The organism is Streptomyces sp. NPDC003284, assembly GCF_053589675.1.
In genome coordinates this window covers 198,084-219,199 of sequence record NZ_JBSFSI010000013.1, presented here as the reverse complement: position 1 = coordinate 219,199, position 21,116 = coordinate 198,084, and the positions used below count along the sequence as shown (strand labels likewise).

Below are 21,116 nucleotides of genomic sequence, written 5' to 3'. Positions count from 1 at the left end.
TTCGCGCCGTCAGAGGGTGGTGCGGCCGGGCCGCGCCGTCGGACCGAGCCGGCCGGCGGAGGCGGCCTTCCCCTTGGCCTGCTTGCCCGCGGCGGCTTCGGCGGGGGTGGCCTTCGTGGCCTTCGTGGCTCTGGCGTTCTTGGCGGCTGCAACCGCCTCGACCGCCTTGACTGCTTTGACTGCCTTGACCGACTTCGCTGTCTTGGCGGCCTTCGGGGACCTGACGGCCGCGGGCTCCGCCGCCGGGGTCCCGGCGGCCGTCGCCTTGCGGGCGGCGGTGGTCGCCCTGCGCGTGGCCGTGTTGCCCGCCGAGGACTTGCTCGCGGCGGGCCGGGCCGCGCCCGCCCGGCCGGAGGCGGTGCGGCCGGTGGCAGCCGTGGCCTTCGCGGACTTGGGGGCGGTGGTCTTCGCCGCGGGTGCCTCGGCGGCCGGTGTCGTGGCCGCGGTCGTCCCGGCCTTCACCGTCCTGGCGGCGGGCGTTCCGCTCGCCGGTTTCCCGGCCTTGGCCGCGGGCTTCCCGGCTCCGGCCGCGGGCGCTTGGGCCGCCTTCTTGGCGGCCGTCCCGGCGGCGGTCGCCTTGGCCGCGGCTGCCCGGCCGGTGCTCACATTGACGGCGGACGCCGCCGTGGCCGATGCCTTGGCGGTCGTGCTCTTCGCCAGCGCGGACCTGCTCGGACCCCGGCCCCCGGAGACCTCCGGCAGCCCCGAGGACGAGGGGGGCCGGTCGTCGGGGTGCTGCCTGCGCGGTGTGCGGCGGGCCGTGGCGCGGGCGGCCCGCGTGCCGGACGACCCGGCGGCGGCGCGCCGCGCGCCCTTCGCGTGGTCCCCGGCGGTGCCGGCCTGTCCGGTGCGCTCCGGCCGGGGCCGGGTGAGCCAGGCGACCGCGGCACCGGTGACCGCCACCGGCCACTCCACCACCCCGGCGACGCCGAGCACCCCGGCTCCCGTGTAGACGGCGAGCCGCCGTCCCTTCGGCGACACGGCGCCGATCCTGCGCAGCGTGCCCTGCGCGGCCCTGCCCAGGGTCCCGGCGCCGGGCACCTTGCCCAGCAGCGAGGTGGCGCCGTGCACGGGCAGCATGAGGACCGACGACTTCTGCTCAGCCATGACTCTCCTCGCCTGCGTGAGATCGCGTCCGTGCCCGCCGGGTGCCCGCGACCGTGCCGGTACCCGCTCTACCCAGGGAACTCCAGGGCCCGCGCACGCGCCACCGGGACCGGGCCACCGGGGTCCTCGGGGAGTCACGGGGTCCCCAGGAGGGGCGACCGGCGGCGAAGAACAGGAGACGGCGCCGGAGGGAGGAAGAGGAAGCGGAGCGGGGGTCACCGCCCGGTGCCGCCCAGCACCTCCTCGGTCAGTTCCCGCTGCCGTCGCGTGTAGGCGGCGCGCAGTTCCGCACCCGGCCAGTGGGCGGGCAGCAGCGCGGCGGGCAGGACGGGATCGTCCAGCAGATGCCGTACGACGGCCGCCAGGGCGGTGAAGCGGTCGGCCGGGCGGTCCGCTTCCGCCACATGGGCGAGCAGCGCGCGGCCGGTGGCCGCCCAGGCGTCGAGCGGCCACAGACCGGCGGCCAGGGCGCGGGCGTCCTCCTCGGGCCGGGCGGTGAAGCGCCGGACCACGCCGTCGAGGGCGCCGGGCCAGGGGCGGCGCAGGTTGGCGGGCCGCAGCCATACGCCCTCGCGCAGTTCGGCGAGGCGGAGGGCGGCCAGCCGGGCACGGAGTTCGGCGCGTTCGGCCGGTCCGCGGCCGGTCGCGGTCACGACGGCCGTCTCCCATGTGCCGTCCCAGGAGCGGGTCAGCGGATGCACGGCCGCGTCCTGGCGCCGCTGGCGTTCCAGCAGCCGGTCGCTGAGACCGTGCACGCCGTCCGCGCGCCGCAGATCACCGGCGGCCACCATGCGGCTGAGCGCGGCGCGCAGGGTCGATCCGCCGACGCCGAAGGGTTCGACGGCCCGCACGAGGTCCTTCACCGGCAGCTCGGGCGGGTGGGTGCCCAGCAGGAGGCTCAGGACGACGGACCGCGCGGAGAGCGGACGCAGGTCGAGCGGGGCGGGCTCCTGGGAGGCGTTCATGGTCACGTACTGTACGGACCGTTCATGTTGCACTATTGCTGCGACTGAACCGATAGTGCAACACTGCGTCATGGCCTCGACACTCGCACACGCATCGAACGCCCGGACGACGCCGCCGACACCCCCGGCCTCCCCGACAGATCCGACAGCGCCGACGCCCCCGGCCTCCGGCCCGTACGCGACCCACGACGTGACGAACCAGCCCCCTCCCCTGACGCCCTACGACGCGTCGGACGACGTGGCGCTGCTGGAGGGGCTGCACCGGGAGGGCGCCGGATGGGCCGAGGAGGACGTGCGGCGGCTCGGAGCGCGGGCGGGAAGCGACCAGGCGCAGGAGTGGGCGGAACTCGCCAACCGCCACGAGCCGGAGCTGCGCACCCACGACCGCTACGGGCACCGGGTCGACGAGGTCGACTTCCACCCGGCCTGGCACCACCTGATCGGGACCGCGGTCGCCGAGGGCCTGGCGGGCGCGCCCTGGGCGGACGAGCGGCCCGGCGCCCATGTGGCGCGCACGGCGGGCGGGCTCGTGTGGGGGCACACCGACGCCGGGCACGGCTGCCCGACGTCGATGACGTACGCGGCCGTACCCGCCCTGCGGGCCCAGCCCGAACTGGCCGCGGTCTACGAACCGCTGCTGACCGGCCGGGTCTACGAGCCGGGCCTGCGGGCACCGGCCGCCAAGGCGGGTCTGCTGGCCGGGATGGGCATGACCGAGAAGCAGGGCGGCTCGGACGTGCGTACGAACACGACGACGGCCGCGCCGACCGCCGAGCCCGGCGTGTACACGCTGCGCGGGCACAAGTGGTTCACCTCGGCTCCCATGTGCGACCTCTTCCTGGTGCTCGCGCAGGCGCCGGGCGGTCTGACCTGCTTCCTGGTGCCGCGCGTCCTGCCGGACGGCACCCGCAACGCCTTCCGGATCCAGCGCCTCAAGGACAAGCTGGGCAACCGGTCCAACGCCTCGTGCGAACCGGAGTTCGACGGGACGGTGGCCTGGGCGGTCGGCCCCGAGGGGCGGGGCGTCCGGACGATCATCGAGATGGTCAACTGCACCCGTCTGGACTGCGTGATGATGTCGGCGGCCCTGATGCGCAAGACCCTCGTGGAGGCCGGCCACCACACCCGGCACCGCAGGGCCTTCGGCGCGCTGCTCGCCGATCAGCCGCTGATGCGCAATGTGCTGGCCGACCTGGCGCTGGAGTCGGAGGCCGCGACGACGCTCACGCTGCGGCTCGCGGGCGCCGCGGACCGGGCGGTGCGGGGCGGCGCGCGGGCTCCGGAGGAGGCCGCGTTCCGGCGCATCGCCACCGCCGTCGGCAAGTACTGGGTGACCAAGCGGGGCCCGGCCTTCACCGCGGAGGCCCTGGAGTGCCTCGGCGGCAACGGCTATGTCGAGGAGTCCGGCATGCCCCGGCACTACCGGGAGGCGCCGCTGCTCTCGATCTGGGAGGGCTCCGGCAACGTCAACGCGCTCGACGTGCTGCGGGCCCTGGAGCGCGAGCCCGGCGCCGCCGAGGCGCTCTTCGCCGAACTCGCCCTCGCGCGCGGCGCCGACACCCGGCTGGACGCGGCCGTGACCCGGCTCCGGCAGGGGCTGGGCGAGGCGTCCCCGGTGGGCGCGCGCCGACTGGTGGAGCTGATGGCGCTGACCCTCCAGGCGTCCCTGCTGGTCCGGCACGCCCCGTCCGCGGTGGCCGACGCGTTCTGCGCCACGCGGCTGGGCGGGGACTGGGGCCACTCCTTCGGCACCCTGCCGGACACCGCCGGTCTCGGCGCGATCCTGGGACGGGCGCTGCCGGACTTCGGGTGAGCCACTGACGGCGGTGCCGCAGTCGCGTGCCGGGCGGCTCCGGCACCGCCGCGGCGCATGCCTGCGCCCCGCCCCCCGCCGCACCGGCCGGCCCGCCTCGCCCGCCTCGCCCGCCTCGCCCGCCTCGCCCCGGGGCCGAACAGGCCGGTGTGACCTGCGGTGACGTCGCCGCGGAGGTGACTGTCAGTGGTGGGGTGCAGACTGGCCGGTGCCTGGGACGACGGCGTTTTGGGCCGATGTGTCGCGGAGGTGACCGGCATGACCGAGGTACTGCTCGCGGTGGGCACCCGCAAGGGTCTGTTCATCGGGCGGCGACGGGGCGGCGTCTGGGAGTTCGGCGACCGCCCCCACTTCAACGCGCAGGCGGTGTACGCGGTCGCCGTCGACACCAGGGGCGCGGTCCCGCGGCTGCTGGCCGCCGGGGACAGCGCGCACTGGGGGCCGTCCGTCTTCCACTCCGACGACCTGGGCCGGGGCTGGACCGAGCCGGCCCGGCCCGCGGTGCGGTTCCCCCGGGACACCGGCGCGTCGCTGGAGCGGGTGTGGCAGTTGCACCCGGCCGCCGCGGAACCGGACGTGGTGTACGCGGGCACGGAACCGGCCGCGCTGTACCGCTCCGAGGACCGCGGCGAGAGCTTCGCGCTGGTCCGGCCGCTGTGGGAGCATCCCACCCGCTCCCGCTGGGTGCCCGGCGGCGGCGGTGAGGGCCTGCACACCGTGGTCACGGACCGGCGCGACCCGAAGGCCGTCACGGTCGCCGTCTCCACCGCCGGGGTGTTCCGCACGGCCGACGGCGGGGCGAGCTGGGCGCCGGCCAACTCCGGGGTGTCCGCCGTGTTCCTGCCGGACCCCGATCCCGAGTTCGGCCAGTGCGTCCACAAGGTCGCCCAGGACCCGGTCGACCCGGACCGGCTCTACCTCCAGAACCACTGGGGCGTGTACCGCAGCGACGACGGCGGCGGGCACTGGACGGACATCGGCGAGGGCCTGCCCTCCACCTTCGGCTTCGCGGCGGCCGCCCACCCGCGCCGCGGCGGCACGGCGTACGTGTTCCCGATCAACGCGGACGCGGACCGGGTGCCCGCCGGACACCGCTGCCGGGTGTTCCGCACGGCGGACGCCGGGCGGAGCTGGGAGCCGCTCTCGGCCGGGCTGCCGCAGCAGGACCACTACGGGACCGTGCTGCGCGACGCGCTGTGCACCGACGACGCCGACCCGGCGGGCGTGTACTTCGGCAACCGCAACGGCGAGGTGTACGCCTCGGCCGACGACGGCGACAGCTGGGAGCAACTGGTCTCGCACCTGCCGGACGTGCTGTGCGTCCGCGCGGCGGTGATCGGCTGAGGCGCGGGGACGGGACGGGACGGGCGGGACGAGGAACGGGGGTGCGTGGTGCGGGCTCTGTCCGAAGGTGCGGGGGTCCTGCCCCCCGATGCTGCTGGGGTCCTGTCCCCCGACGCTGCTGACGTGCCGGAGGTGTCTGACTACCCTGCGGGCATGCGCCTATGGGTGACGCCCCGTCAACGCCTCCTTCTGGACACCCTGATCGCGCTCGCGCTGCTGGGGGCCACTCTGGGCTTCGCCATCGGGTACCGACCAGCGGGCTGGCCGCCCTTCGACGCCCGCGCGATCGCCCTGACCTGCGCCGTCCATCTGCCGCTCGCGGTGCGCCGGGTGGCTCCGTGGCCGGTGCTGTGCGCCACCTGCGCCGGTCTCGTGCTGTACACGGCGCTCGGCTACCAGCCGTCCGTCAACGTGTGGTCGCCGATGCTGGCGTTCTTCACGATCGCCTCGGCCCAGCCGACCCGCCGCACCGCGCTCTCGGCGGTACCGGTCGTCGCGGTCTGGGTGTACAACGCGCTGGCCTCCCACGCGATGTCCCCCCTGGTGGCCGTGGCGCAGACACTGGTGGTGCTGCTGCTCGCCTGGGGGTTCGGCATGAACCTGCGCCGACTGGAGAAGCAGAACACCGAGCTGGACCGGCTGACCGCGCGGCTGCGCGCCGAGGAGGGGGCCCGCGCCCGGCACGCGGTGACGGAGGAGCGGCTGCGCATCGCCCGCGAGCTGCACGACGTGGTCGCCCACCATCTGTCGGTCGTCTCGGTGCAGAGCGGTCTGGCCCGGTACGTCTTCGACTCGGACCCCGCCAGGGCACGCGCCGCGCTGTGTGTCATCGAGGACACCGCGCGCGAGACGCTGGAGGAGATGCGCGGCCTGCTCCAGGTGCTGCGGGTCGGCCCGGACGGCACCGAGGCCGTGTCCGGGCCGCCCACCGGACCCGACGCGGGCCTCGCCCGGCTGGGCGAGCTGACCGCCCGGACGGCCGCGGCGGGCCTCGTCGTGGAGACCGAGGTCACCGGCACGCCCCGGCCGCTCGCTCCGGGAGCCGACCTGTGCGCCTACCGCATCGTCCAGGAGGCCCTGACCAACACGCTCAAGCACGCCGGTGCCCACGCCCGGGTCCGGATATCGCTGGTGTACGAGGCCGAGCTGCTGTCCGTCACGGTGTCCGACGACGGAGGGGGCCGGTCGCCCGACCCGTCGGCCACGACCGGGGACGACGGCCCGGTCCCGGTCCCGGTCGGTGCCGCCGGACGCGGCGCGGCGGGAACCACGGGAGCCGACGGCCGTGCGGCCGGTGGGCGCAAGGGACCGGCGGGGCGCACCGCGCGAGCCGGTCGGCGCAGCCCGGAAGCCGCCCGCACCGCGGGGAACACGACGGGGAGCACCGCGGCGGGCGGGGCGGAGGAGGTCACGGTCAAGGGGACCGGGCACGGGGTGGTCGGCATGCACGAGCGGGTGCGGCTCTACGGCGGGAGTTTCCGCGCCGGACCCGGCCCCGGGGAGGGTTTCGAGGTGGCGTTCACCCTGCCGGTTCCGTACCGCCCGGAGCGGGACGACGGCCCGGACACGGTGCCGCCCCCGCGGACCGCCGGGCCGGAACGCGTCGGGCAGGCCGGACAGGGCGGACAGGCGGGAGGAAGCGGCGGCCACCGCGCCTGTGCCCGTCGCCGCTGACCTGACCGCCTGTCCTCGGTGGCCGGGCGCGGCGGCACGGACGAGCGCGGCGGGACACGGACGCGTACCGGCCCGGCCCGCCCCGGATCGGGGCGGGCCGCTGGCTCAGCAACGGCTCAGGGACGGCGGCCCCGGTTCAGGGCAGTCGCCAGTCCACCGGCTGCGCGCCCTGCTGCACCAGCAGGTCGTTGGCCCGGCTGAACGGGCGCGAGCCGAAGAACCCCCGGTCCGCCGACATCGGCGAGGGGTGGGCGGACTCGATCGCCGGAAGGTCCCCGAGCAGCGGTCGCAGATTGCGCGCGTCGCGGCCCCAGAGGATCGACACCAGCGGCTTGCCCCGGGCCGCGAGGGCCCGGATGGCCTGCTCCGTGACCTCTTCCCAGCCCTTGCCCCGGTGCGCGGCGGGTTTGCGCGGCGCGGTCGTCAGCGCCCGGTTGAGCAGCAGCACGCCCTGCCGGGTCCACGGCGTGAGGTCCCCGTTGGACGGCCTGGGCAGGCCCAGGTCGGTGTGCAGCTCCCGGAAGATGTTCTCCAGGCTGCCCGGCAGCGAGCGCACCTCGGGCGAGACCGCGAAGCTCAGCCCGATGGCCATGCCCGGTGTGGGATAGGGGTCCTGCCCGACAATCAGGACGCGGACGTCGTCGAACGGCTGCTGGAAGGCCCGCAGGACGTTCGCTCCGGCGGGCAGATAGGTCCGGCCGGCCGCTATCTCCGCCCGGAGGAAGTTCCCCATGGAGGCGATGCGTTCGGCCGCGGGGTCGAGGGCCTTCGCCCAGCCCGCTTCGACGAGTTCATGCAACGGTCGTGGTGCCACGGCGCGTCACTCTACTGGCACGCGCCGGTGCCCCGCACCGGGACCTCCTGCGGTGCGCGGCCTGCGGCGCTACCCTTCCGTCTCGTCCGTCCCGTCGACATCCGGCGGGGTCCGCGTGCGCCCGCCGGGGCCGTGCGGACCCCCGGTGGAGGAGGCACGCCCGATGCGCCCAGTGGTCAGGCCGCGCTGCCCGGTCCGTCCCGTCCGGAGGCGGCGGTGACGGCCCGGGAGGACACCGGCGCGGCCGGTTTCCTCGCCGTGGACTCCGGCGGCTCCGGTCTCCGGGTCACCGTGGGGGTGCCCGGTCGCGGGCCGCTGGCGCAGCGCGAGTCCCGGGAACCCGTGCGCACCGGCGCCGGGGGGATCGATCCCGGGCATCTGCTGGCCCAGCTCACCCCGCTCGCGCGGGACCTGGCGGCAGAGGCCGGACTCGGGCGGCTGGAGACGGCCGTCGTGGGGGCGGCCGGGTTCGCCACGATGGGGCACGCGCTGCGCGCCGAGCTGCCCGGCGCGTTCGCCCGGGACTTCGGGGCGCGCAGGGTCGCGCTCGCGGCCGACGCGGTCACCGCGTACGTCGGCGCGCTGGGGCCGCGGCCCGGTGCCGTCGTCGCCGCCGGTACCGGACTGATCGCGGTCGGGACCGATCTGGGCGGCTGGCGCCGAGCCGACGGCTGGGGCCATCTGCTGGGCGACTGCGGCAGCGGGGCGTGGATCGGCCGGGCCGGTCTCGAGGCCGCGCTGCGCGCCCACGACGGACGGGACGGCGGCTCGGCCGCCCTGCTCGCCCGCGCCGAGGAGAAGTTCGGTCCGCTGCCCGAGCTGCCCGGCCTGCTCTATCCGCGCACCGACCGCGCCGCCGTCCTGGCCTCGTTCGCTCCCGAGGTGGCCGCCTGCGCCCCGGACGATCCGGTCGCGGCCGGGGTGCTGCGGGCGGCGGCACGGCACATGGCCGAGTCGGCCGCCGCGGTCTGCCCGGCCTCGGGTGCCCCGTCGATCGCGCTCACCGGCGGTCTGTTCAAGATGGGCGAGCCCCTTCTCGGGCCGCTGGACGAGGAGTTGGCCGCGCGGCTGCCGCACGCGCGACGCGTGGTCGCGGACGGGGATCCGCTGCACGGCGCGGTGCGGATCGCGACCGATCTGGCTCGGGGCACGCTCGCCCTCCCGGCGGACGGGAAGATGCTGTACGTCCCTTGAGGACCGCCCCTGAGGCCGGGAACCGATCACTCCGAACCAGTACATGTCCGCCTTGTGCCGGACAAGTACCCGTACGTCCTGGGCGAGTTGTCGTGTCCCGTCCGATTGCACACATCGATCAATTCCGATCGGCTTGTCACTCAAGCGACAAAACAGGACGGAAACCGCTCACCCGCCCCCTCCCCGAACAGGGGGAGCCCGAAAGCCAGTAACATGCGGCGCCATGAGCTCCCCCACTGGGCCCGCGTCCGGCCTGCCTGTACGAATGCCGCGCCCCCGCCAGCCCGGACGGCACCGCCGACCCGAACCGCTGGCGGCTCCCGAGGGCGCGCCCGCGCTCGTCCTCGCGGTGCCGGGCACGCCCGGTGCCGCCACGCGCAGCCTCGCCGAGGAGGTCGTGAGCATCGCCCGCTCCGAGCTTCCCGGCCTGGACGCGCTGATCGGGTTCCTCGACGGGGACGACGGGGAGTTCCCGACGGTCCAGTCCGTGCTCGCGCGCGCGGCCGACGAGCGGACGGCCCGCTACGAGCAGGCGCTCGCCGCCGGTGGGGAGGCCGCCGAGCCCGACGGTCCGGTCGCGGTCGTCGTGCCGCTGCTCGCCGGTCCGGACAACGCGCTGCTGCGGCGGCTGCGCCAGGCCGTCATGGAGAGCCGGGTCGCCGCCGAGCTGACCGACGTGCTCGGCCCGCACCCGCTGCTCGCCGAGGCCCTGCACGTGCGGCTGTCCGAGGCGGGTCTGGCCCGCGCCGACCGTGCCCGGCTGTTCACCGTGGCGACGGCCGCCGACGGCATCATCCTCGCGTCGGTCGGCGGCGAGGAGGCCGTGCAGGCGGCCGGGATCACCGGCATGCTGCTCGCGGCACGGCTCGCCGTGCCGGTGATGGCCGCCGCCCTCGACCAGGAGGGTTCGATCGCGGGCGTCGCCGAGCAGCTGCGTTCCTCCGGTTCCCAGCAGCTCGCGCTGGCGCCGTACCTGGTCGGCCCGGAGATCGACGCGGAGCTGGTCGAGGCCGCCGCCAAGGAGGCCGACTGTCCCGCCGCCGAGGCGCTCGGCGCGTACCCGGCGATCGGCAAGCTCGCCCTGGCCAAGTACACGACGGCGCTGGGCATCGCCCCGCAGCAGGCGCAGGGCACCCCGGTCCGCTGACGTACGCGCCGGCGCACGCCGGTCGTACGACCGCCGCGCACGGGTGCGTGCGCCTGCCGCAGAGGCTGCCGTACGGCTGCCGCACGACTGCCGCGAAGGGCCCGCCCCCGGATGTCCGGGAGCGGGCCCTCCGTCGTGTCGCCACAGGCCCGGGGCGGTGCCGCGGGCGGGTGGTGCGAGCGGGTGCTGCGGTCAGCCGAGGACCACGCAGGACGCGGCCGCGACCTTGATGGCACCGGCCCGTTCCGGGCGGCCGGTGAGCGGGTCCACGGCGAACCAGGTGACGTCCCCGGAGCGCTCGTTGGCGACATACAGGTAACCGTCGGCCCAGGTGAGGGCGCGGGGCCAGTGGCCGCCGCACGGGACGGTGCCGACCGGTTCGAGCCGCTCGCCGTCCGCCTCGACGGCGAACACCGACAGGACGTCCTCGCCGCGTGTGGCGGTCCACACGAACCGGCCGTCGGGGGAGACCACGATGCCCGACGGGTAGGCGTCGCCCGCGGGGGCGGTGGGCAGCACCGGGGTCTCCGCCAGCGGTTTGAGCGAGCCCGTCTCCGCGTCCCACCGGCAGGCGGTGACGGTCGGGGTCAGCTCGTTGACGACGTAGGCATGGCGGCCGTCCGGATGGAAGGCCAGGTGGCGGGGGCCGGAGCCGGGGCGGAGCGCGATCTCGCGGTGCAGGGCGAGGCCGCCGTCCGCCAGGGTGCACACCCGCACCGAGTCCGTGCCGAGGTCGACGCTGACGGCCCACCGGCCGCTCGGGTCGGGCTGCACCTGATGGGCGTGCGGGCCGCGCTGGCGGCGCTCGTGCGGTCCGGAACCGGTGTGCGCCAGCACGTCGGACACGCTCGGGGCGAGGCGCCCGTCCGCGCGCACCGGTACGGCGCTGACGCTGCCCGAGTCGTAGTTGGCCGTCAGGACGTGCCCGTCGGCCAGGCTGAGGTGGGTGGGGCCGCTGCCGCCGACGCGGACCGGCGGGCCGAGGAGTTCGACCGTCTCGCCCTTCACCCGGTACGCGGCCACCGCGCCCTCGGTGGTCTCGCTGACCGCGTAGAGCGTGCCGCCGTCCGCCGACAGCGCGAGGTAGGAGGGGTCCAGCACGCCGTCCACGCTGCTCAGCGGGGTCAGCGCGCCGCCCTCGGTGACGGCCGCGGTGACCACGCCGGGGCCTCCCGCCGCCGTGAACGACCCGATGAACGCCCGCTGCCGCCTGCCGCCCTCGTCTGCCACCGCTGTCCCCTCTCCGTCGACCCGTTCGGGGTGACGGTAGCAGCCGATCAAGAACGGTCTAGACCATGGTGGCGACGAGTGTTCCGATGGCGCCGCGCCCCTGTCCGGACGCGCGTCGCGCGTGCCGGTCGTGCACCGGAGACGCGAGGGGCGCGCGCAGGTGCGGGAGCGTGCGACGGGCGCGGCGCGCCCGTCCCCGGGGCGGTTCGCGTCAGCGGGCGCCGACCAGCGGCGAACCGGTGGGCGCGCGCAGCGGGGCGGCCAGTTCGGCGAGGGCCCGCTCCAGTCCGTGCAGGTGGGCGAGCGCGGGTGCCTCCGCGGCCGGGTGGGCGGTGCCGGGGGCGGTGAGGGGCGTACCGCCGCCGTCGGTGAGCGCCTCGACGGCGGCCTCCACCCGCCAGCAGGCGGCGGCCAGCCGCGCGTCGTGCGAGGCCACGGGATCGGCGGCCACGGCGACCAGGCCGCGGATCTCGCGGGCGCAGTCGTCCAGCAGGGCGAGCACCTGGCGGGCCCGGAGCTTGCGGCCGAGCATCGGGTTCAGCGGGTGGACGAGCGGGGCGACGGAGAGCCGGACCCGGCCCAGCAGGTGTTCCAGTTCGGCCACCCGGGGCGCCGGGTCGGCGTCCGTGGCGCCCGCGAGCCGGGCGGCGGCCTCGGCGGTGCAGGTGTGCACACAGCGCAGGGCGCGCTGGATCCAGGCGCCGGTGACGGCGTGGGTGCTGACCGGCAGCACGAACAGCACGGCGAGCCAGGCGCCGAGCGCGCCGACCGCCGTCTCCCCCAGCCGCAGGGAGAGCAGCCCGGGGGTGAGGACGCCGAGCAGGCCGTAGAGCGAGGTGGCGAGGAGGGTGACCCAGAGCATCATCCAGGTGTAGGACACGGCGGCGGTGTAGAAGATGCCGAAGACGCTGACGGCGACGAGCACGGCGGTGGGCAGCACGGCTCCGTGCAGCGGGGCGACGAGGAAGGCGCACAGGCCGATGCCGAGCACCGTGCCGAGGACCCGGCGGAAGCCGCGGACCAGCGTCTCACCGCGTGAGGCGGTGTTCACGAACACCCACCAGGTGGCGCCGACCGCCCAGTACCAGCGCTGCCCGGACACCAGCTGGCCGACGACGAGCGCGAATCCGGCACCGGCGGTCGCCTGGACCGCCTGCCGGGTGGTCACCCGGGCGAGGCCGGTGCCGTCCGGGGGCAGCGGCGGGGCGGCCGGGGAGCTGCGGCGCTCGTAGCACCACAGCCCGAAGCGCACCGCGGCGGCGGTGAGCACGGACAGCACGAGGGCGGCGGACAGCTCGGGCAGCTGCCCGGTCGTGGCGTGCAGGAACTGGGCCACGAAGAAGGTCATGAACGCGAAGACACCCAGGCTGTGGCCGCGCGGCCCCCAGCGGCGCGCGTAGACGCCGGCGCCGACGAGGGCGAGGAAGGTGAGGTCCCGGGCCACCGGGACGCCGTGCAGCGCCGCCGCGGCGCCCAGGACCGGGACGCCGACGACGGGCAGCAGCGCGGTGGTGACCGCCTGGCCGCGGACCGTGGGGTCGGTGACGGTGAACAGGGCGAGCAGCGCGGCGAGCCCGCCGGTCACGGCACCGTGCAGGGAATGTCCGGCCAGCCCGCACACGGCGGTCGCCAGGCCGATCCCGAGCACGGCGCGGGAGGCGAACCGCAGCCGCGCCCGCCCGGGATCCGGAGCCGCGAACACCCTCTTGAGCACTGATGACCGCCCCCTCGGCAGACGTGTGGACCCGGCACGGCACGAACCGCCCGCCGGGACCGGCATGAAAAAGGCGCCGCGGAGATCCGCAGCGCCATCGACCCGTCCATCAGAGCATCCCCGGGGGCTCTGGCTCAAGTGGCTCCGGAATGACTGGGCCATTGGCACAGCAGGGGCCTGGGCAACAGCGCTGGCGGCAGGCCAATGGACGGGCGCGCCTGGCTCACCGGCCGGGGGCGGGAGTGGGCCATTGGTACAGTCAGGCCGAACGACGCCTTCCCGAGGAGACCGGCGCCGCCATGGCCGTGGACGAACTCGACACCCGCATCCTGCGGCTGCTCCTGGAGCAGCCGCGCACCAGCGTGCGCGAGTACGCGCGCGTCCTCGGCATCGCCCGGGGCACGCTCCAGGCCCGGCTGGACCGCCTGGAACGCGACGGTGTGATCACCGGGACGGGTCCGTCCCTCTCCCCCGCCGCGCTCGGCCACCCGGTGCTGGCGTTCGTGCACATCGAGGTCACCCAGGGGCACCTGGACGACGTGGGGGACGCGCTGGCCGGGGTGCCGGAGATCGTGGAGGCGTTCTCCATCACCGGCGGCGGCGATCTGCTCACCCGGGTCGTGGCGCGCGACAACGCCCATCTGGAGGACGTGATCCAGAAGCTGATCAGCCTGCCGGGCGTGGTCCGCACCCGTACCGAGGTGGCCCTGCGCGAGCGCGTCCCGCACCGGCTGCTCCCGCTGGTGGAGTCGATCGGGCGTACGTCCGGCAGGTGAACCGGGCACCTGCCTGCGGGCCTGGACCGGGATCGGGGCCGGGATCGAGGCCGGGCTCTGGACCAAGACCTGGACCTGGCCTTGGACCGGGACCGGGACTTCGGGAGGCTAGGAGTTGCGGCGCGGCCGGCCCCGCTTGGCGCCCCTGGCTCCGCCCTGGGCGCCCTTGGCGCCGCGCGCGCCGCCGGTGCGGCCGGAGCCGCCTCGGCTCTGGGCCGTCCTGCCGCCGCCGCCCGCGCCCGCACCCTTGCCCGCCGACCTGCCCGGGGCCTTGCCCGAGCCCTTGCCGGAGGCGGCCTTGCGGCCGGTCCCCGTGTCCTGCGCGCGTCCGGTCCCGGCCTGCGCCTCGGGCCGGGCGCGGCCGCGGGTGCTGTTGGCCGTCCGGCCGCGCACGATCCCGATGAAGTCGTCGACCAGGTCGGTGGTCGCCTCCTCGGGCCACACCAGCGCGACACCCGACTGCGGGGCGTCGGCGACGGTCCGGTAGGTCAGGTCCCTGCGGTGGTGCAGCCGGGCCAGCGACTGCGGCACGATCAGCACGCCCACCCCCGCCGCGACCAGTTCCACGGCGTCCTCGGTGGTCGCGGGGCGCTCGAAGGCGGGCTCGCCCGGGGGCCGCTCCCAGCCGAGGACGTCGTCCTGGGGGTGCAGGACGACCTCGTCGGCCAGGTCGGCGAGGGACACCTCGTCCGCCGCCGTCACCAGGTGGTCCTTGGGGACGACGACCACCGTGGTCTCGGTGTAGAGGGGGATCGCGCTGAAGACCGTACGGTCCACGGGCAGGCGTACGACGCCCGCGTCCGCGCGGCCCTCGCCGAGCACCGCGGACGCGTCGGCGGCCGGTACCTGGACGAGGGCGAGAGGGACGTCGGGCAGGCGCTCGTTCCAGATCCGCACCCACTTGGCGGGCGTCACCCCGGGGACGTACGCGAGCCGGAACGTGGGGGATGTCTCCGAGCCTGTCACCCGGCCAGGCTACCCGGCCGGGTCACCCGGCGTGGTCGGGACCCGGCCCCGCCGGTGGATAGTCTGGACACCATGAAGTCGCACCAGAGCACCCAGACGATGAAGCCCGCCACCGCGGCGAAGAAGCTGGGTGTGTACCTGCCCGCCACGCCCGCCGAGTTCCAGGAGGGCGTCGTCTCGCGCGCCGAGCTGGAGCAGCTCCAGGCCGAGCCGCCCGAGTGGCTGCGTGAGCTGCGGCGCGACGGCCCGCACCCCCGTCCGGTGGTCGCGGCCAAGCTGGGTGTCTCCATCGCGGGCCTGGCGCGCGGCGGGGTCACCGAGGCGCTCACCACCGAGCAGATCGAGGCCCTGAGGCAGGAGGGGCCCGGGTGGCTGGAGAAGGAGCGCGCCACGCAGGCCGAGGTCCGCAAGGAGGCGGCGCGGCTGAAGAAGCGGAACGCCGAGCGGGCCGGGGAGGGTGACTCCCCGGACGCCTGACGCGGGGGCGGCCCGGCCGCCTCGGTACGTCGCACAGGTGGTTCGTCCCACGCTTCCGCGCGCTCCCGTGCGCCCCCCGTGCACAGCGGAGGGCGGACGGCGCACACGTTGAACTGGGCAGGACATGGTTCGAGCGCCAAGCCCTGAAAGACCGCCCCATTTTTGTGTGCCGACTGAGGCAGGTGGTATTCGATGAGCGGTGCGTCAACCGGTGCCGTATCCACGACCGACCGATCCGACCGGTCCTGGACCGTGGGTACTGCGCCGGGCATATTCCCTTTCTTGAGCCACGGTATCGCCTTGTTCCGCCGTCCGCTGGCTTTTCTCCACTCTCTGCCGCGGCGCGGGGACATCGTCCGGATCCGGTTGGGCCCGGTGCCCGCCTGGATCGTGTGCCATCCGGAGCTGGTCCACCGGATGCTCGTGGACACCCGGACGTTCGACAAGGGCGGCTCCCAGTACGACCGGCTCCGGACCCTGATGGGGGACGGCCTGGTCACCAGCCGCCAGGAGACCCACCGCAGACAGCGGCGGCTGCTGCAACCGCGGTTCCACGCCACGCGCGTGGCCGCGTACACGGACCTGATGGGCGCCGAGGCCGCGGCGCTGTGCGACACCTGGCGGCCGGGACAGCGCGTCGACGTGAGCGCGGCGACGATGGCCCTGACGACCCGCGTCACCAGCCGGGTCCTGCTCTCGGACACCCTCGACGAGGCTGCGGCCGCCGAGCTGAGGGAGTGTCTGTCCACGGTGGTGCGCGGGCTGTTCGTCCGTACGGTGGTGCCGCTGGACGGGCCCTTCCGGGTGCCCCTGCCCGCGAACCGCCGTTACCGCGACGCCCTCGAACGCCTGCACCGCCTGATCGACACGGCCGTCGCACGGCGGCGGACGCAGGCTCCGCGGGACGATCTGCTGGGCACCCTGCTGGCCGCCGAGCGCGGGCAGGACGGGCCCGCGATCACCGGGCAGGAGGTGCACGACCATCTCATCACCCTGCTGCTCACCGGTGTGGAGACCACCGCTCTCCTGCTGGCCTCCCTCTTCGGTCTGCTGGCCCGGCATCCGGAGGCCGAGCGCCGGGTGCACGACGAGGTCGACACGGTGCTGGGCGGACGCGCGCCGACCGCCGCCGAACTGCCGCTGCTGGTGCACACCGGCAATGCCGTGACCGAGACGCTGCGGCACTCCCCGCCCGGCTGGCTGTTCACCCGGGTCACCACCGAGGAGACCGAGCTGGGCGGCTGCCGGATCCCCCGGGGCGCCACCGTCCTCTACAGCCCGTATCTGCTGCACCACGATCCCGTGTCGTTCCCCGAGCCGGAGCGGTTCCTGCCGGACCGCTGGCTGCCGGAACGGGCGGCGGCCGTGCCGCACGGCGCGATGCTGCCGTTCGCCGCGGGCAACCGCAAGTGCATCGGCGACGCGCTCGCGGTGGCGGAGGCCACGGTGGCTCTCGCGACGATCGCCGGACGGCTGCGGCTGCGCCATCCGCCGGGGCCGGTGGCGCCCGTGCGTCCGGCCGTGACGCTGGGCCCCCGGTCGCTGGTGATGACCTGCGAGCCGCGGCCGGTCCGCGCGGGCCCGGCCCGGCCGGACGCGCCGCAGCCGGGCGCGGGCCGGACCTGCCCGGCGGCCTCCCGCCCGGCGTCGCTCGCACCGGCGCCGCTCGCAGCGGCCTCCGCCGAACCGACGTCCCCCGAACCGGCACCGCCCGGACCGGGCGGGGCCGCGCCGTGCCCGGCCCGCCGGCAGGACCACTCCGACCCGAAGGGCAGGTGACCGAGGTGGCGACGCGCCAAGAGGAACGCGTACCACGACAGGCAGTCCCGGCCGCCGAGGCGCTCTCCGACCCGGCCGCCTCGCTCAACGATCTGATCGACGCCCGCCTCCACATGCCCTACCCCTTCCGCAGCAACCGCCATGAGGCCGAGGCGGTGGCGGCCACGGACGACTGGCTGGACGACCGCGGTCTGACCGCCGACCCGGACGTCGCGGACATGATCGTCCGGACCCGGCCGGCCCAGCTCGCCTCGTACACCACCCCGGACGTCGACGCGGACATCCTGCGGATCGTCGCCCTCCAGATCGCCTACCAGTTCGTCTTCGACGACCGGGCGGAGGAGGTCGGTGAACAGGGACCGGACCGGCTGCTGCCCATGCTGTGCGAGAGCGTCGCGATCCTGCGCGACGGCACGCCGCCGACGACGCCTCTCGGGGCGGCGCTCTGCGACCTCCACCGGCAGGTCCGGCGGCGCTGCACCCCCGCCCAGGCGGCGCGCTGGGCCTGGTACGGCCAGGAGTACGTGCACGGGCTGATGTACGAGGCGGTGGCCCAGCACGGGTCCGCCGCGCCGCGCCTCGGGGTGTGCACGTCGATCCGGTCGCTGACGGCGGGGGTGCAGCCGTTCTACCCCTTGTGCGAGGCCGCGCAGACCGGCGAACTGGCCCCGGGCGAACTCCACCACCCGCTGATGCGGCGGCTGACGGCGCTGTCCTCCGACGCCGCGGTGTGGATACCGGACCTCTACTCGGCGGTGAAGGAGCAGCGCGCCGGCGGACTGATCAATCTGGCCCTCGGCTACCAGCGGGCCCACGACTGCTCGCTGCCGGAGGCGGTGACGTCGGCCATCGGCCGGATCAACGGCACCATCCATGAGTTCGAACGGCTCCGCGCGGAACTGGCCCCTGAGCTCAGCTCCGCCGGTGCCGGCTATGTGGACGGCATGACCGGCTGGATCCGCGGCTGCTACCACTGGTCCCGGACGGTGCCGCGGTACGCGGACTCCGCCCAGGCCCCCACCCGGTAGCGCGACATCCGAGGCGCTGGCGCGCTACCCATCAGGAAGGAGTGTCAAACCTCCGGGCGGGACGATTCACCCTTCCTTGCCTCTTCCATGCCCCATTCGGCCGTCCGGGGACCACGCGGGCGTACGCTCTGGCTTCCTCGGACGGCCGAAGCACAGGAAGCGGTAGGGCACATGGCAGATGAGCCGTGGCAGTCGCACACCGGACACCGGCCCTTGCTGGAACGGCAGCGGGAACTGCGGGTGCTGGACGACGCGCTGGCCTCCCTGGCCGCGTCCGCCGAGGGGTCCCTGCGCGGCGGCGGGCTGCTGGCCTTCACCGGTCCCGCCGGGCTGGGGAAGACGACGCTCATGGCGCAGTTGCGCGCGCGGGCCCTGGCCCAGGGCTGCACGGTCCTGTCGGCCCGGGGCGGCGAGAACGAGCAGGAGCTGGCCTTCCACGTGGTCCGGCAACTGGTGCAGCCCCCGCTGGCGGCGATGCCCGAGGCCGAGCGCCGCGAGTTCCTGGGCAGTTGGTACGACATCGTCGCCACCGCGCTCGGTCTGGAGGCGTCCGACAGCGCCCGGGTGCCGGATCCGGCCGGGGTGCGGGACGGTCTCGACTGGGTGATGACACGTCTCACCGTGGCGCGGGCGCCGGTCGTGCTGCTCCTGGACGACGCGCACTGGTCCGACGCGGAGTCGCTGAGCTGGCTCGCCTCCTTCGCGCCCCGCATCGAGAACCTTCCCCTGCTGATCGTCGTCGCCTACCGTCCCGGCGAACTGCCGCCCGAGGCCACCGCCTTCCGTGCCCTGGTCGAGCACCACGAGAACCGCCCGCACGCGCTGAGGCCGCTCTCCGCCACGGGCGTGGCCCGGATCATCCGGGAACACGTGGGCGAGTCGGCCGAGGACGCGTTCTGCGAGGAGTGCTGCACGGTCACCGAGGGCCGCCCCTTCGAGGCGGTGGAGCTGGCGATCCAGCTCGCCGAACGGCAGGTGCGCGGGACCGGGGCCGATCTGCCGGTGATGCGCGACGTGGCCTCCGCGATCAAGGGGCCCGGTCTGCTGGACCGTCTGCGCCGGCTCGGCCCCGGCACCGTCATGTTCGCCTCGGCCGCCGCCGTGCTGGGCACCTCCGTCCCACCGGACCTGGCCGCCGCCGTCGCCGTGGTCGGGGTGGAGCAGGCCGCGCAGGAGACGGCGAAGCTGCGCGCCGCCAGGATCCTCACCGACAGTCCCGGCACCGGCGGCAATCTGGAGTTCACGCACCCGCTGATCGCCACCGCGATCTACCGGTCCATCCCGCCCGGCCTGCGGGTGGGTCTGCACAACGCCGCCACCGAGGCCGTCCGCGCCGCCGGGCTCGGCCCCACGGCCGCCGCACGGCATCTGCTGGAGGTGCCGTGCGAGGCCAGGCCCGAGGCCGTGGCCTGTCTGCGGGAGGCCGCCCGCGAGTATCTGCGGGCGGGGGCTCCGGAGGCCGCCCGGCGGGCGCTGGCCAGGGCCCTCCAGGAACCGCCGCCGCCCGAGGACCGGGCCGCGCTGCTGCACGAACTGGCCTGCTCGACCTTCCTCATCGAACCCGCGGCCACCGTCACCCATCTGCGGCAGGCCCTCACCGAACCCGGTCTCTCCCCCGGGCTGCGCGCCTCCATCGTCTACCGGCTGACACAGGCGCTGGCGCACACCGACCGGATGGCGGAGGCCGCGAGCGTGGCCGCCGAGGAGGCGCACAAGGCCACCGATCCGCGGACCCGGCTGCGCATGCAGGCCGACCACTTCGTGTGGAGCGCCTTCCGCACCGACGAACCCGACTCACCGGCCCGCTCCCGCAAACTCGCCCGCCTGGCCGAACGGCTGACCGGCCGCACCCTGGAGGAGCGCTACATCCTGGGGCTGCGCGCCTGGGACGCCATGGTGCGCGGCGAGGCGCGGCAGACGGTCCTCGACCATGCCGAGCGTGCGCTGCGCGGCGGGATGAGCTGGACCGACGAGAACCGCGGCTTCGAGGTGCCCGCCTCGGTCGCCCTGCTGTTCATGTACTGCGACCAGCCCCGGCGGGCCGAGGAACTGTTCGGCCGGGGCATCGCCGAGTGCAACGCCAAGGGCTGGCGCGGCTCCCATCTGGCCCTGGGCGAGACGCTGCTCGGCTACATCCACTACCACCGCGGCGGCCTGGCCGAGGCGGAGAACCACGTCCGCGAGGGGCTGCGGATCGCCGACCGGGTGGAGGGCGCGGTTCCGGCGCAGTGGTTCGCGATCGGTGTGCTCATCCAGACGCTGCTGGCCCGGGGCCGGATCGCGGAGGCCCGGCAGGTCGCCGACGACCACGCCTTCGGCGAGACCGTCCCGAACGCGGTGATCTATCCCGACCCGCGCACCGTGTACGCCGAACTGCTGCTGGCGGAGGGCCGCCACGCGGAGGCAGCACGGCTGCTGTCCGCCGTCGGCGACCGGCAGGACTCCCGGGCCTGGCGCAATCCCGCGTGGTGCCCCTGGCAGCTCGACCTGGCGACGGCGCTGGCCCCGGTCGCACCGGAGCGCGCCGTCTGCCTGGCCGGGGAGGCGGTCCAGCGGGCGCGGGCCTTCGGCGCGGCCTCGGCCACCGGGCAGGCGCTGCGCACGATGGCCGAGGTCACCGGCGGCCCGGCGGCGCTGGAGCTGCACGCCGAGGCGGTCTGCCTGCTGGAGGGATCCCCGGCCGGGTACGAACTGGCCCGCGCGCTGGTCGGGCACGGAGCCGCCCTGGCCCGCAACGGCCGGCTCGCGGACGCGGCCGACCGGCTCTACCGGGGCCTGGAGACCGCGGTCCACTGCGGGGCCGAGCCCCTTGCCGTACGGGCCAGGGCGGAGCTGTCGGCGGCCGGACTGCGCCCGCTGCCGCTGCGGTACGCGCAGACCGACACGCTCACCGCGCAGGAACGCAGGGCCGCCGAACAGGCCGCGCAGGGGCATCCGGTGGCGGTGGTCGCCAAGGAACTGCGGCTCACCGAGCAGGGGGTGCGCCAGCTCCTCTCCTCCGTGTACCGCAAGGTGGGCACCGACGCCGCGGGGCTCGCCACCACACTGGCGACCTATCCCCGCCCCTGCCCGTGACCTCCTCGCTCTC

Annotated in this window: 16 protein-coding genes; 10 read left to right on the top strand and 6 right to left on the bottom strand. The window is 75.5% G+C overall.

The window, feature by feature from the left end; translation table 11 throughout:
* Positions 1-9: 9 nt before the first annotated feature.
* Both ACWDYF_RS25905 and ACWDYF_RS25900 read right to left on the bottom strand, forming a co-directional pair.
* Entirely contained in the window at positions 10-1,107 is a 1,098-nt protein-coding gene (locus ACWDYF_RS25905; protein WP_389474173.1) for a hypothetical protein, read from the bottom strand.
* Positions 1,108-1,322: 215 nt separating this feature from the next.
* Positions 1,323-2,072, bottom strand: a complete 750-nt coding sequence (locus ACWDYF_RS25900) for a PaaX family transcriptional regulator C-terminal domain-containing protein (RefSeq protein WP_389474171.1) — start codon at positions 2,070-2,072, stop codon at positions 1,323-1,325.
* Positions 2,073-2,142: 70 nt separating this feature from the next.
* Here ACWDYF_RS25900 and ACWDYF_RS25895 point away from each other — a divergent pair, with 70 nt between their 5' ends.
* From ACWDYF_RS25895 to ACWDYF_RS25885, 3 genes are all read left to right on the top strand, one after another.
* The gene (locus ACWDYF_RS25895; RefSeq protein WP_389474169.1) at positions 2,143-3,885 is read left to right on the top strand and encodes an acyl-CoA dehydrogenase family protein; all 1,743 of its coding nucleotides are present in this window, start codon (positions 2,143-2,145) and stop codon (positions 3,883-3,885) included.
* A 186-nt stretch (positions 3,886-4,071) separates the two neighbouring features.
* Entirely contained in the window at positions 4,072-5,229 is a 1,158-nt protein-coding gene (locus tag ACWDYF_RS25890) for a WD40/YVTN/BNR-like repeat-containing protein (protein WP_389474167.1), read from the top strand.
* 153 nt (positions 5,230-5,382) lie between these two features.
* Positions 5,383-6,903 (top strand): sensor histidine kinase, encoded by a 1,521-nt coding sequence (locus ACWDYF_RS25885; protein WP_389474165.1) that lies wholly within the window; start codon positions 5,383-5,385, stop codon positions 6,901-6,903.
* A 136-nt stretch (positions 6,904-7,039) separates the two neighbouring features.
* On the opposite strand, the gene ACWDYF_RS25880 is transcribed toward ACWDYF_RS25885, so the two are convergent.
* Positions 7,040-7,717, bottom strand: a complete 678-nt coding sequence (locus tag ACWDYF_RS25880; RefSeq protein WP_389474163.1) for a uracil-DNA glycosylase — start codon at positions 7,715-7,717, stop codon at positions 7,040-7,042.
* 216 nt (positions 7,718-7,933) lie between these two features.
* On the opposite strand from ACWDYF_RS25880, the gene ACWDYF_RS25875 reads away from it, so the two are divergent.
* On the top strand, positions 7,934-8,911 hold the full coding sequence (locus ACWDYF_RS25875) for an N-acetylglucosamine kinase (RefSeq protein WP_389474161.1): 978 nt from the start codon (positions 7,934-7,936) through the stop codon (positions 8,909-8,911).
* Positions 8,912-9,134: 223 nt separating this feature from the next.
* The gene (locus ACWDYF_RS25870) at positions 9,135-10,058 is read left to right on the top strand and encodes a sirohydrochlorin chelatase (protein WP_086024362.1); all 924 of its coding nucleotides are present in this window, start codon (positions 9,135-9,137) and stop codon (positions 10,056-10,058) included.
* Between the two features lie 192 nt (positions 10,059-10,250).
* Here ACWDYF_RS25870 and ACWDYF_RS25865 read toward each other — a convergent pair whose 3' ends face one another.
* Both ACWDYF_RS25865 and ACWDYF_RS25860 read right to left on the bottom strand, forming a co-directional pair.
* Positions 10,251-11,288 carry a lactonase family protein gene (locus tag ACWDYF_RS25865; protein WP_381737898.1) on the bottom strand — a complete coding sequence of 346 codons (1,038 nt, stop codon included), beginning with the start codon at positions 11,286-11,288 and terminating at the stop codon, positions 10,251-10,253.
* A 211-nt stretch (positions 11,289-11,499) separates the two neighbouring features.
* Positions 11,500-13,002, bottom strand: a complete 1,503-nt coding sequence (locus tag ACWDYF_RS25860) for an FUSC family protein (RefSeq protein ID WP_381737896.1) — start codon at positions 13,000-13,002, stop codon at positions 11,500-11,502.
* Between the two features lie 299 nt (positions 13,003-13,301).
* On the opposite strand from ACWDYF_RS25860, the gene ACWDYF_RS25855 reads away from it, so the two are divergent.
* The gene (locus tag ACWDYF_RS25855) at positions 13,302-13,778 is read left to right on the top strand and encodes an Lrp/AsnC family transcriptional regulator (RefSeq protein ID WP_389474158.1); all 477 of its coding nucleotides are present in this window, start codon (positions 13,302-13,304) and stop codon (positions 13,776-13,778) included.
* A gap of 108 nt (positions 13,779-13,886) precedes the next feature.
* Here ACWDYF_RS25855 and ACWDYF_RS25850 read toward each other — a convergent pair whose 3' ends face one another.
* A complete protein-coding gene (locus ACWDYF_RS25850) occupies positions 13,887-14,744 on the bottom strand; it encodes a LysR family substrate-binding domain-containing protein (RefSeq protein ID WP_389474156.1) in 858 nt (285 codons plus the stop codon).
* 72 nt (positions 14,745-14,816) lie between these two features.
* Between ACWDYF_RS25850 and ACWDYF_RS25845 the strand changes: the two genes are divergently transcribed.
* From ACWDYF_RS25845 to ACWDYF_RS25830, 4 genes are all read left to right on the top strand, one after another.
* Positions 14,817-15,221 carry a DUF5997 family protein gene (locus ACWDYF_RS25845; protein ID WP_381737892.1) on the top strand — a complete coding sequence of 135 codons (405 nt, stop codon included), beginning with the start codon at positions 14,817-14,819 and terminating at the stop codon, positions 15,219-15,221.
* A 375-nt stretch (positions 15,222-15,596) separates the two neighbouring features.
* Positions 15,597-17,000 (top strand): cytochrome P450, encoded by a 1,404-nt coding sequence (locus ACWDYF_RS25840; RefSeq protein ID WP_389474153.1) that lies wholly within the window; start codon positions 15,597-15,599, stop codon positions 16,998-17,000.
* A gap of 5 nt (positions 17,001-17,005) precedes the next feature.
* Entirely contained in the window at positions 17,006-18,028 is a 1,023-nt protein-coding gene (locus ACWDYF_RS25835; protein ID WP_389474151.1) for a (-)-alpha-amorphene synthase, read from the top strand.
* A gap of 171 nt (positions 18,029-18,199) precedes the next feature.
* Positions 18,200-21,103, top strand: a complete 2,904-nt coding sequence (locus ACWDYF_RS25830) for an ATP-binding protein (protein ID WP_389474149.1) — start codon at positions 18,200-18,202, stop codon at positions 21,101-21,103.
* Positions 21,104-21,116: the final 13 nt, after the last annotated feature.